This is a genomic window from Arthrobacter sp. MDT2-34-1 (genome assembly GCF_059091365.1).
Map to the genome: position 1 here is coordinate 2188386 of NZ_JBNHGO010000001.1, position 12312 is coordinate 2200697.

A 12312-nucleotide genomic window follows, 5' to 3' on the forward strand; every position below is an offset into this window, starting at 1 on the left:
CTGTCCCCTGTGGACGCCCGAAATTACAAGGATCTGCATCCACAGGCTGCCAGTGCTTGCGACGACCGCCCTGCACATCTTGTGAACACCCAACTTCGGCTCAGGCGCAGGCCGTACCGAGGTTTTCCACAGTATCCACAGCAGTTATTAACACTACGAATCCCATTTATTGATGTTCTTCCAAATAACATTTGACCCTGTTCCGGTTCCCATGCATCGTGCCGAATCGGCCGAACAGGACCTCCGCGCACTCTCGGTGCGCAATGACGGTTGCTGCGGCTAAGCTTGCACAGAGAATCGTTGCCATCTGCTTCAACCTGGTGTTCGCAGTCCCATTCGCTGCACCCCGGCCAGACGCAGGCGGTCTTCCCCGGCATGTTCGTTGTGAAAGGTGGCTTACTTCAGTGAAGTTCAGAGTTGATCGGGATGTTCTGGCGGAAGCCGTGACATGGACAGCCCGTTCCCTGTCACCACGTCCGCCTGTCCCCGTTCTGTCGGGCCTGCTCATCCGGGCCGAAGGCGGCATGGTGAGCCTTGCCAGCTTCGACTACGAGATTTCCGCCCGTCTCCAGATCCCGGCGGACGTCACTGAAGAAGGCACCATCCTGGTCTCCGGACGCCTCTTGGCAGACATCTGCCGAAGCTTGCCGTCGGCGCCTGTCGACATCGAAACCGACGGTTCGAAGGTTGCCCTCACCTGCCGCAACAGCCGGTTCAACCTCGCCACCATGCCCGAGGGCGATTATCCGGAACTCCCTGCGCTGCCGGAAGTCAGCGGGGTCGTGGACGGCGAAGCATTCGCCCAGGCTGTCAGCCAGGTCATCATTGCGGCCAGCCGCGATGACACCCTGCCCATCCTGACCGGCGTCCGGATGGAAATCGAAGACGACCTGATTACTCTGCTCTCCACCGACCGCTACCGCCTGGCCCTCCGGGAGCTGTCCTGGCGTCCGGCCACACCGGGCATTTCCACGAGCGCGCTGGTCAAAGCCAAGACTTTGAGCGAAGTAGCCAAGACGTTGGGTGGTTCCGGCGACCTGAACATCGCGCTTTCGGACAATAGCGAACTGATCGGTTTCGAAAGCGGCGGACGCCGCACGACGTCGCTCCTGGTGGACGGTGACTATCCCAAGATCCGCTCACTGTTCCCGGACAACACCCCGATCCATGCGACAGTCGAAACGACCACACTGATCGAAGCCGTCCGCCGCGTGTCGCTCGTGGCCGAGCGCAACACCCCGGTCCGGTTGGCCTTCACCGACGGCCTCCTGACCTTGGACGCGGGAACCGGCGAAGACGCCCAAGCGTCGGAGGCGATCGAAGCGTCGCTCTCCGGGGATGAAATCACCGTCGCCTTCAACCCGCACTACCTGTCCGAAGGCTTGAGCGCCTTTGACAGCAAGTACGTCCGGTTTTCCTTTACCACGCCGCCGAAGCCTGCGGTCATATCCGCCCAGGACGACCTTGAGGGCGACGACAAGGAAGACTACCGGTACCTGCTCATGCCGGTGAGGTTGCCCAACCAGTAATACCCGCCGACCCATGGACGAGAGGAAAGAGTGACTCGGATGCACATCGGACTGATCGGCTTGGGCCGGATGGGTTTCAACATGCGGCAGCGTCTTCGGGACGGCGGCATCGAGGTAACCGGCTTTGACCGGAACCCGGAGGTCAGTGACACCGGGACCGTTGACGAAATGATCCGGGCCTTGCCGGTTCCGCGCACCGTGTGGGTCATGGTGCCCGCCGGCGAGGTCACCGACACGGTCATCACAGAGCTGGCCGGCAAGCTCTCCGCCGGAGACGTGGTGATCGACGGCGGCAACTCGAAGTTCACCGAAGACCAAAAGCACGAAGCCCTCCTGGCCGAAGGCGGGATAGGTTTCATTGATGTCGGCGTGTCCGGCGGCGTCTGGGGCCTGGCGAACGGTTATGGCCTGATGGCCGGCGGAAGCGCCGACCTTATCCAGGCAGCGATGCCGGTCTTCGACGCGTTGCGGCCGGAGGGCCCCCGGGAGGAAAGCTTCGCCCACGTGGGCGACGTCGGCGCCGGCCACTACGCCAAGATGGTGCACAACGGGATCGAATACGGGCTGATGCAGGCGTACGCCGAAGGGTACGAACTGCTGGAAGCCAAGGACATTATCAAGGATGTTCCGGGGACTTTCCGGGCCTGGCAAAAGGGGACGGTGGTCCGCTCCTGGCTGCTGGACCTGATGGTGAAGGCCCTCGACGAGGACCCGGGATTGAGCCAGGTCAGCGGTTACGTCGAGGATTCCGGTGAAGGCCGGTGGACTGTCGAGGAGGCGATCGGACACGGTGTCCCGGCCCCGGCCATCACCGCCGCGCTGTTCGCACGGTTCGCGTCGCGCCAAGACGACGCGCCCGCCATGAAGATGGTGGCCGCCCTCCGTAACCAGTTTGGCGGCCACGCAGTCAGAAAGCCTGCACAAGACCAGGCCGGCCGAAGCAACGAGTCGAAGTAGCTGTAACGCATTGTTTGTTGAATACCTGTCCCTGACCGATTTCCGCACCTACCCGCAGCTCGACATCGCCCTGAAGCCCGGCATTACGGTGTTTGTCGGAGCCAACGGGGTCGGCAAGACCAACATTGTCGAGGCCATCGGCTACCTCGCGTCGCTCTCGTCGCACCGGGTCAGCAATGACGCACCCCTCATCCGCTTCGACCAACCGCGTTCGTTGGTGCGGGCACGGGTGGACCGGGGCGGGCGCAGCACCTCGCTGGAACTGGAAATCACCCCGGGCAAGGCCAACCGGGCCCGGATTAACCGCGCCAACCCTGTGCGCGCGCGGGAAATCCTCGGGCACCTGCGCACGGTGCTCTTCGCCCCCGAAGACCTCGCGCTGGTCAAAGGCGACCCGTCCAACCGGCGCCGCTTCCTCGATGAGCTGCTGGCCAGTTTGGTCCCGCACCATGCGGCCACCCGCAGCGATTTTGAACGCGTCCTCAAACAGCGCAATGCCCTGCTCAAATCGGCGCGCGCCAGCGGACGGTTTACCGCCGCCCATGAAGCTACCTTGGAGGTGTGGGATCAGCACATGGCACAGGCAGGGGCCGCCCTGCTGAAGGCCCGGCTGGAACTGGTGGACCTGCTGCAGCCGCACCTGGACGCGGCGTACGCCGCCCTTACCGATGGCTCCAAACATGCGGCCGCCGTCTACCGCTCCACCATCCACAGCCAGCTGTCGGATGACGGCGAGGTGGAGAACGACGGCGGGGCGGGCCTTCCCCCGCTGGCAAGCCTGGGAACGGCCGAACTGGCGGAACTCTACCTTGCCGCCTTCAAACAGCAGCGCAAGCGGGAAACGGAGCGGGGCATCTCGCTGGTGGGGCCGCATCGCGATGAGTTGGAGCTGCTGCTGGGACAGGCACCGGCCAAGGGCTACGCCTCGCACGGCGAAACCTGGTCTCTGGCGTTGGCCCTCCGGCTGGCCTCGTACTACGTCTTCTGCGACGACGACGCTGCGCCCGGCGCGACTCCCGTCCTGATCCTGGACGATGTCTTCGCCGAACTGGACAACCAGCGCCGGTCAAAACTCGCGGACATCGTGGCCGGCGCCGAGCAGGTGATCGTCACAGCCGCGGTGGCCGAAGACATCCCCGACGCGTTGGCGGGGGAACAGTTCATGGTAGTGCCGGGAGGCGTGGCCAATGGCCACTAAACCACCTGACCGGGCCCGGCCGCAGGAGCCGGCAGCGCCTGCGGGACGGCGGCCGGGCCTGCCCGATCCGGCGGTGCCTCCCCCGCCCGCGGGACCGGCGGGAGCGGAGCCGTCCCGTGACGAAGGAGCTGTCGAAGACCTGGACGCCGCGAAAGCCGTCCTGAACCGGGTACGCCTTGCAGCGGCGGCCCGCGGCGACGTGCGCACGAGGGCCAACAGCCGCCGCCGCGCATCCCGGGGGGCGCGGCCGTCCGCCGGCCCGCAGGATTTCGGCCGCGACCCCCAGGGCTTGGGGCGCGTGTTCGACCGGTTCGTCGCAGAACGCGGCTGGAACTCCCCGGTGGCCGTCGGCTCGGTCATTTCGCGGTGGGATGAATTGGTCGGCGCGGACATCGCCGCCCACTGCCGTCCGGAGAGCTTCGAGGAAACCACGGTGCAGGTCCGCTGCGACTCAACGGCTTGGGCCACGCAGCTGCGATTGCTCAGCACCGCCCTGCTGAAGCGGTTCGACGAAAAGCTGGGCCCCGGCGTCGTCACTAAAATCCAGGTGCTGGCGCCGGCAGCGCCCAATTGGCGCAAGGGCAAGAGGTCCGTGAGCGGCCGCGGACCGCGGGACACCTACGGCTGATTTCGCCCCTCGCGGGAGGCCGGCCGGAAGCAGCCGGCACCGGCTCGCTTAGACGGCGTGTAGGACGCTGGAGACGTCCGCGGACATACACGGTCCCATCGGGCACCCGGCGGCGGCGTCAAAACCCGGTTTCCGTGCCGCATAGAGCCATGTTCGTGCAGGATTCACCGCCCTGACACGGTAGAATTGACTAGGCGGCGCCCGTCCTCTATCCGGAAGGGCGCCGACACACGAGTCCCCCGGACGGAACACAAGGAGTCAACGGCAACTGTGGCAGAGGACAATGAGCTGGAAAACACCGGCGCAGAACCCCAAATGACAGAGGGCAACGACGGCAAGCACTACGACGCCAGCGACATCACCGTCCTTGAAGGCCTGGAAGCCGTCCGCAAGCGCCCGGGCATGTACATCGGTTCCACCGGTCCGCGCGGGCTGCACCACCTCGTGTACGAGGTGGTGGACAACTCCGTCGACGAAGCGCTGGCCGGCTACTGCGACACCATCAACGTCACGCTGCTGGCCGACGGCGGCGTCCGGGTGGTGGACAACGGCCGCGGCATTCCCGTGGACATGCACCCAACCGAGGGCAAACCGACCGTACAGGTCGTGATGACCATCCTGCACGCAGGCGGCAAGTTCGGCGGCGGCGGTTACGCGGTCTCCGGCGGCCTGCACGGCGTAGGCATCTCGGTGGTCAACGCGCTGTCCGCGCGGGTGGAGACCGAGATCCGCCGGCAGGGCTACGTGTGGCACCAGTCGTTCGCCAACGGCGGCCTCCCGGTGGGCGACCTGCGCCGCGGCGAGGAGACCACCAAGACCGGGACCTCGCAGACCTTCTGGGCGGACCCCGAGATTTTCGAATCCACGGAATTCGACTTCGAGACGCTGCGCGCCCGCTTCCAGCAGATGGCCTTCTTGAACAAGGGCCTCAAAATTGTCCTGACCGATGAGCGCCGTCCGGAAGTCCACGCACCGGACGCCGAGGACGTGGACCTGGACACGACGCCCGGCACCGAGGTCGAAACCACCGCGGAACACCGCCAGGTGGTCTACAAGTACGACAACGGCCTGCTGGACTACGTCACGCACCTGAACTCCTCCAAGAAGGTGGAGGTCATCCACCCCGAGGTCATCGCGTTCGAGACCGAGGACACGGAGCGCAAGCTCTCGGTGGAAGTCGCGATGCAGTGGACCACCTCCTACTCGGAGAGCGTCCACACCTACGCGAACACCATCAACACGCACGAAGGCGGCACGCACGAAGAAGGCTTCCGCGCCGCGATGACCTCGTTGATCAACCGTTACGCGCGCGAGAAAAACCTGATCAAGGAGAAGGAAGAAAACCTCACCGGCGACGACATCCGCGAGGGCCTCACCGCCGTCATCTCCATGAAGCTGGGCGAGCCCCAGTTCGAGGGCCAGACCAAGACCAAGCTGGGCAACTCCGAGGCCAAGGGCTTTGTGCAGCGTGTGGTCACGGACGAACTCGGCGACTGGCTGGAGCGCAATCCCGGCCCGGCCCGCGACGTGATCCGCAAGTCGATCCAAGCCTCGCAGGCCCGGCTGGCCGCCCGGAAAGCGCGCGAATCCACCCGGCGCAAGGGGCTGCTCGAATCCGGCGGCATGCCGGGCAAGCTCAAGGACTGCTCGTCCCGCGATCCATCCAAGTCGGAAATCTACATCGTGGAGGGCGACTCCGCAGGCGGTTCGGCCGTCCGCGGCCGGAACCCGGAGACCCAGGCCATCCTGCCGCTGCGGGGCAAAATCCTGAACGTGGAGCGGGCCCGGCTGGACCGCGCGCTGGGTAACGCCGAGGTCCAGGCCATGATCACCGCGTTCGGCGCCGGCATCGGCGAGGACTTCGACGTGGAGAAGGCCCGGTACCACAAGATCGTGCTGATGGCCGACGCCGATGTGGACGGCCAGCACATCACCACGCTGCTCCTGACCCTGCTGTTCCGCTACATGCGCCCGCTGATCGAGAACGGTTACGTCTACCTGGCGCAGCCGCCGCTCTACCGGATCAAATGGTCCAACCACCCCCACGACTATGTCTTCAGCGACCGTGAGCGGGACGAGACCGTCCGCCGCGGCCTGGCGAACAACCAGCGGCTGCCCAAGGAAAACGGCATTCAGCGGTACAAGGGCCTCGGTGAAATGGACTACACGGAGCTGTGGGACACCACCATGGACCCCGACCACCGGACGCTGCTGCAGGTGACGATGGAGGATGCCGCCGCCGCGGACCAGACCTTCTCGATCCTGATGGGCGAAGACGTCGAATCCAGGCGCACCTTCATCCAGCAGAACGCCAAGGATGTCCGCTTCCTCGACATTTAGTCCCGCCGCAGCCGGCCGGCCGCCGGCCGCTGACCGGGCCGCACCAAGGTTTTGACGCAAAGGAAACTTAAACGATGAGCGACGAAGAGACGCCCGACCTGCCCGCAGGCACCGGCGATGAGCCGATCGAGGGCGAAATCCTGACCGACCGGGTGGAGCAGGTCGACCTCCAGACCGAAATGCAGCGGTCCTACCTGGACTATGCCATGGCGGTCATCGTCGGGCGCGCCCTGCCGGACGTCCGCGACGGCCTCAAGCCGGTGCACCGGCGGGTGCTGTACGCGATGTTCGACGGCGGCTACCGCCCCGAGCGATCCTTCAACAAGTGCGCCCGCGTGGTGGGCGAGGTCATGGGCCAGTACCACCCGCACGGCGACATGGCCATCTACGATGCCCTGGTCCGCCTGATCCAGGACTGGACCATGCGCTACCCGCTGGCGCTGGGGCAGGGCAACTTCGGCTCGCCCGGCAACGACGGCGCGGCCGCCCCCAGGTACACGGAAACCAAGATGGCGCCGCTGGCGCTGGAAATGGTCCGCGACATCGACGAGGACACCGTCGATTTCCAGGACAACTACGACGGCAAGAACCAGGAACCGACCGTACTGCCGGCCCGCTTCCCGAACCTGCTGGTCAACGGCTCCTCGGGCATCGCCGTCGGCATGGCCACCAACATCCCGCCGCACAACCTGCGCGAAGTGGCCGACGGCGTCCAGTGGTACCTGGACAATCCCACCGCCAGCCGTGAAGAACTCCTCGAAGCGCTGATCCAGCGGATCAAGGGGCCCGACTTCCCCACCGGCGCTCAGATCCTGGGCCACAAGGGCATCGAGGACGCCTACCGCACCGGCCGCGGCTCCATCACCATGCGCGCCGTGGTCAACGTGGAGGAAATCCAGGGCCGGACCTGCCTGGTGGTCACGGAACTTCCGTACCAGGCGAACCCGGACAACCTGGCCATGAAGATCGCCGAGCTGGCCAAGGAAGGCAGGGTCGCCGGCATCGCCGACCTGCGCGACGAGACCTCCGGCCGCACGGGACAGCGCCTGGTCATCGTGCTCAAGCGCGACGCCGTGGCCAAGGTGGTGCTGAACAACCTCTACAAGCACACCTCCCTGCAGGAGAACTTCGCGGCCAACATGCTCGCGATCGTCGACGGGGTGCCCCGCACCCTGACCCTCGACGCCTTTATCCGCCACTGGGTCACCCACCAGCTGGAAGTCATCGTCCGGCGCACCCGCTTCAGGCTGCGCAAGGCCGAGGAAGAAGCGCATATCCTGCGTGGCCTGCTCAAGGCCCTGGATGCGCTCGATGAAGTCATCGCCCTGATCCGCGCCTCGTCCACCACGGAAGAAGCCCGCGACGGCCTGATGCAGCTGCTGGACATCGACACGGACCAGGCCTCGGCCATCCTGAACATGCAGTTGCGCCGGCTGGCCGCCTTGGAACGGCAGAAGATCCAGGACCGCCACGCCGAGCTCGAGCGGATGATCCAGGAGTTCAACCGCATCCTCGCGTCCGAAGAAGCCCAGCGCAGCATCGTCAGCGAGGAACTCGCCGAGATCACCGGCAAGTACGGTGACGACCGCCGGACCCAGATCATGATGGGCTACGGCGGGGACATGAGCATGGAAGACCTCATCCCCGAAGAGGAGATGGTGGTGACCATCACCCGCGGCGGATACGTCAAGCGCACCCGCAGCGACAACTACCGGTCCCAGCAGCGAGGCGGCAAGGGAGTACGCGGCGCCCAGCTCCGCGGCGACGACGTGGTCGAGCACTTCTTCGTCACCACGACGCACCACTGGCTGCTGTTCTTCACCAACCTGGGCCGGGTGTACCGGGCCAAGACGTACGAGCTGGCCGAAGGCGGCCGCGACGCCAAGGGCCAGCACGTGGCGAACCTGCTGGCCTTCCAGCCGGACGAGCACATTGCCCAGGTCATGGACCTGAAGGACTACCAGCAGGCCCCCTACCTGGTGCTGGCCACCAAACGCGGCCTGATCAAGAAGACCCGGCTGGAGGACTACGACACGAACCGTTCCGCCGGCGTCATCGCGATCAACCTGCGCGACGGAGACGAGCTCGTTTCGGCGCGGCTGGTCGCCGAGACCGACGACATGATGCTGGTTTCCCGGCGCGGCCAGTCCCTGCGCTTCACCGCGACGGACGAGGCACTGCGGCCGATGGGACGCGCCACGTCCGGTGTGACCGGCATGAAGTTCCGCGAGGACGACGAACTGCTGGTGGCCGGCGTGCTGCGCGAGGACTCCTACGTCTTCATCGTGACCGCCGGCGGTTACGCCAAGCGGACCAAGGCAGACGAATACCGGGTCCAGGGGCGCGGCGGCCTGGGCATCAAGGTGGGCAAGTACCAGGAAGAACGCGGGCATCTGGTCGGCGCACTCATTGTGCAGGAGGAAGACGAGGTGCTGGTGGTGATGGAAAGCGGCAAGGTGGTCCGCTCCTCCGTCGCCGGTGTCCCCGTCAGGGGCCGCGACACCATGGGCGTCATCTTCGCCAAGCCGGACAAGAAAGACCGCATCATCGCCGTCGCCCGGAACTCCGAACGAGGCCTGGCCGCGGACGAGGAAGGCACCGACACGCCGGACGCGCCCCAAGGTCCCGAAACCGGCGGCACAACCGGCGCCGAATCTGCGCAGCAGGCAACCGATGAAGTACCGTTGAACGCAGACATGACGCAGTCCGCAGCCGAAACGCCGGCGCCGGAAATCGGAGGTAACGAGTGAGTACACCTAAAACGCCACGGCCGGGCACGCGCCCGCAGCCGGCCAACGCGCCCCGGGCTACCACTCGCAGCGGCGGCACGCCGGCACGCCCGGCCCAGCGCCCGGCGAACAGCGGACAGCGTCCGGCCAACGGCGCCCAGCGCCCCGCCGGCCAGCCCGCCCGCCCAGGACTCGTGCGCCCGGCCCCGAAGGCCAAGGTCCGCCGTGCCCGCCTGCTGGTCAGCAAGGTAGACCCGTGGTCGGTGCTGAAGATGGCCTTCCTGCTGTCCGTCGCCCTCGGCATCGTCACCGTGGTGGCCTCCATCGTCCTGTGGACGACGCTGGACATCACGGGCATCTTTGACCGGGTCAACGGGCTGCTGACGGAAGTCGCGGGCACCGAGGGCGGCGGATTCGACCTGCGGTCCTACGCCTCGCTGGGACAGGTAGCGTCCTTCGCCACCATCATCGCCGTCGTGAACGTGGTCCTGCTGACCGCACTGGCCATGCTGTCCGCGGTGCTTTACAACATCTCGGCGACGCTGGTCGGCGGCATCGGGGTCACGCTGACAGACGACTGAGCGGATTTGAAGTTCCGGCCCGGCGTACTGTAAAGTCGTATCTCGGCCCGCAAGGGCAGGGGGCGTATAGCTCAGGCGGTTAGAGCGCTTCGCTGATAACGAAGAGGTCCCAGGTTCAAGTCCTGGTACGCCCACGGATGACTGATCCCACCGATGTCGGGAGGACACCGTGAAGAAGTTGCTGCTGATGGCGGCCGCGGCCGCGGGTGTCTTCGCGTACAAGAAGTGGCAGGAATCCGAAGCGGAGAAATCCGCTTGGAGCCGCGCGACCGACAAGGTCGAGTGACTCAAAGCATCGGCCGGTCCGACCGGCCGGACCCTCCGGGGGCATGGCGCAATTGGTAGCGCACCTGCTTTGCAAGCAGGGGGTTAGGGGTTCGAGTCCCCTTGCCTCCACCGGAAACGCGAGGCCCCGATCTACGGATCGGGGCCTCGCTGCGTTCGCTCCCCTCCTAGGGCCGCGGCGGGATGGGGGTTGGCCGGGTTCACCCCTAGGCTGAAGGTGTGATCATCTTCCTGGCCACACTGGCTGTGCTCGGCATCTCCGCGTCCGGTCCCATCATGGCTGCCACTGCCGCCCCCGCCCTGGCCATCGCATTCTGGCGGAACATCATCGGCGCCGTCGTGATGGGAGTACCCTCGGCGATCGGCCGGCGCCAGGAGTTCCGGAAGCTGACGACGTCGGACATCGGCTTCAGCGCGGTGGCGGCCGTCGCGTTGGCGCTCCACTTCGCGTGTTTCATCACCGCGTTGCAGCTGACCTCGGTTGCGGCGGCGACTGCTTTGGTCTGCCTGCAGTCGGCCTGGATCGTCCTGTTCAACCGGCTGCGCGGCATCAAGGCGTCCCGGCTGATCTTGTGCGGTGTCGGGCTCGCGTTCGCCGGCGTACTGGTGATCTCCGGGTTCGACCTGCGGCTCTCCAGGGAGGCACTGCTGGGCGACCTGCTCGGCCTGGTCGGCGGGGCCATGGCAGGGGTGTATACGATGGCCGGCGGCCGGGTACGGCGCCGGCTGTCCACCGGACCGTACACCACCATCTGTTACGGATTGTGCGCACTCATCCTGCTGGCTATGGCGCTGGCTTTCGGACAGCCGCTCGCCGGGTTCCCGCCCCAAGCCTGGGCCGGGATCCTGGCCGTGACCGTGGTGGCCCAGTTGCTGGGCCACTCGGTGCTGAACCACCTGCTGGCTGTCCTGAGTCCGCTGGTGGTTTCAATGATCATCCTGCTGGAAATCCCCGGAGCCGCCGCCCTGGCGGCCCTGTTCCTCGGCGAGACCCTTCCGTGGGGCACCTACGCGGGGCTGGCACTGATCCTGGCGGGCCTGGCCGCCGTCGTGCTTTCCCAGAACAGGTCGAAGGTGCAGGGACGCAACCCGGTGCCGGAAGCCAGCGGACCCGGGAGGGACTAACGGCTACAGCCCGCCGCGCGTCACGCGGACCTGCGTGCGGGCCTGGTGGACCCGGCGCAGCAGCTTTGCGGGGTAGTAGACGCTCATGAAGATCAGCATCGGCACCCGCGCCATGCGGCGGTCGATCTTGTGGACGTTATAGGTGCGCTCGAAGCGCGTGACGTAGTACCGGTAGTCCTTGGGCGAATCTTCCAGCCTCCGGGCCGACATGCCGCTGATCATTTCCGGCACGTATTGGATCCTGAGCGCGTGGTCGGCCAGATGAACGGAGATATCGATGTCCTCGTGCATCTCGTCCGCCTCATCACGGCAAACCTCGTTGCGGATAATGTCCCAGGCTCCGCGGCGGATGGCCATGTTGGATCCGAAGAGGAAGTGGTACTGCTTCTTGGCCAGTTTCAGAACGAAGCGGCGCAGGCGGTCGTCGGCCTGGAGGCCGAAGCGCCGCAGCGGCATGTCGTAGTACAGCACCGGACCGGTGCACGCCATCACTTCCGGGTCGGCGAAAGCCGCTTGCACGCGCTCAACCCAGTCGGGCTCCAGGACGGAATCAGCGTCGATCCTGCCCAGGACTTCTCCGGTGGCATGGTCCAGGCCGAAGTTGCGCGTGGGGATCAGGCCTTGCTCCGCATCCTGCTCGAGCAGGATCAGGGGAACATCGGGGTATTCGGCCTGCATGGCCCGGACCAGGTCGGCTGTCCCGTCGGTCGATTTGTTGTCCACGACGATGATTTCCCAGGGTGCCACGGACTGGCATACCGCGGCGTAGACGCATTGGCGGATAACCGACTCTTCATTGAAGGCCGGGATGACGATCGACACGCTGGGCGCAGCACTTCTCACGGCATGAAATCTACCAGCAGGCTTGCCGGGAGTCCGGGAAGCCGGTCGTGAAGGGGATCGGCCGGGAGAGCACAATGGGAGCTCCCCCATCGGGGAG

General features: G+C 65.9%; 10 protein-coding genes and 2 tRNA genes. 11 read left to right on the forward strand and 1 reads right to left on the reverse strand.

The features are described 5' to 3' along the window. Window positions 1-404: 404 nt before the first annotated feature. From dnaN to AC5RVV_RS10300, 11 genes are all read left to right on the forward strand, one after another. Window positions 405-1529, forward strand: coding sequence for a DNA polymerase III subunit beta (gene dnaN, locus AC5RVV_RS10250; protein ID WP_494001329.1), 1125 nt, complete (start codon window positions 405-407; stop codon window positions 1527-1529). Window positions 1530-1568: 39 nt separating this feature from the next. Further along, on the forward strand, window positions 1569-2486 hold the full coding sequence (gene gnd / locus AC5RVV_RS10255; RefSeq protein WP_494001201.1) for a phosphogluconate dehydrogenase (NAD(+)-dependent, decarboxylating): 918 nt from the start codon (window positions 1569-1571) through the stop codon (window positions 2484-2486). A 10-nt stretch (window positions 2487-2496) separates the two neighbouring features. Beyond that, on the forward strand, window positions 2497-3684 hold the full coding sequence (recF, locus tag AC5RVV_RS10260; protein WP_494001202.1) for a DNA replication/repair protein RecF: 1188 nt from the start codon (window positions 2497-2499) through the stop codon (window positions 3682-3684). Next, window positions 3674-4312 (forward strand): DciA family protein, encoded by a 639-nt coding sequence (locus AC5RVV_RS10265; protein ID WP_494001203.1) that lies wholly within the window; start codon window positions 3674-3676, stop codon window positions 4310-4312. The genes recF and AC5RVV_RS10265 overlap by 11 nt, the downstream gene beginning before the upstream one ends. A 315-nt stretch (window positions 4313-4627) precedes the next feature. Further along, a complete protein-coding gene (gene gyrB / locus AC5RVV_RS10270) occupies window positions 4628-6652 on the forward strand; it encodes a DNA topoisomerase (ATP-hydrolyzing) subunit B (protein WP_494001330.1) in 2025 nt (674 codons plus the stop codon). A gap of 74 nt (window positions 6653-6726) precedes the next feature. Next, window positions 6727-9402 (forward strand): DNA gyrase subunit A, encoded by a 2676-nt coding sequence (gene gyrA / locus AC5RVV_RS10275; protein ID WP_494001204.1) that lies wholly within the window; start codon window positions 6727-6729, stop codon window positions 9400-9402. Next, a complete protein-coding gene (locus tag AC5RVV_RS10280) occupies window positions 9399-9962 on the forward strand; it encodes a DUF3566 domain-containing protein (RefSeq protein ID WP_493978245.1) in 564 nt (187 codons plus the stop codon). Before gyrA ends, AC5RVV_RS10280 begins: the two co-directional genes overlap by 4 nt. Window positions 9963-10022: 60 nt before the next feature. Further along, window positions 10023-10096: transfer RNA gene (locus AC5RVV_RS10285), tRNA-Ile, on the forward strand. 35 nt (window positions 10097-10131) lie between these two features. After that, window positions 10132-10248, forward strand: coding sequence for a DLW-39 family protein (locus AC5RVV_RS10290; RefSeq protein WP_494001205.1), 117 nt, complete (start codon window positions 10132-10134; stop codon window positions 10246-10248). A 37-nt stretch (window positions 10249-10285) separates the two neighbouring features. Continuing rightward, window positions 10286-10358 (forward strand) — tRNA-Ala (locus AC5RVV_RS10295). A 108-nt stretch (window positions 10359-10466) separates the two neighbouring features. Beyond that, window positions 10467-11372, forward strand: coding sequence for a DMT family transporter (locus AC5RVV_RS10300; protein WP_494001206.1), 906 nt, complete (start codon window positions 10467-10469; stop codon window positions 11370-11372). A gap of 3 nt (window positions 11373-11375) precedes the next feature. On the opposite strand, the gene AC5RVV_RS10305 is transcribed toward AC5RVV_RS10300, so the two are convergent. Beyond that, window positions 11376-12215 (reverse strand): glycosyltransferase family 2 protein, encoded by an 840-nt coding sequence (locus AC5RVV_RS10305; protein WP_494001207.1) that lies wholly within the window; start codon window positions 12213-12215, stop codon window positions 11376-11378. Between the last annotated feature and the right edge of the window lie 97 nt (window positions 12216-12312).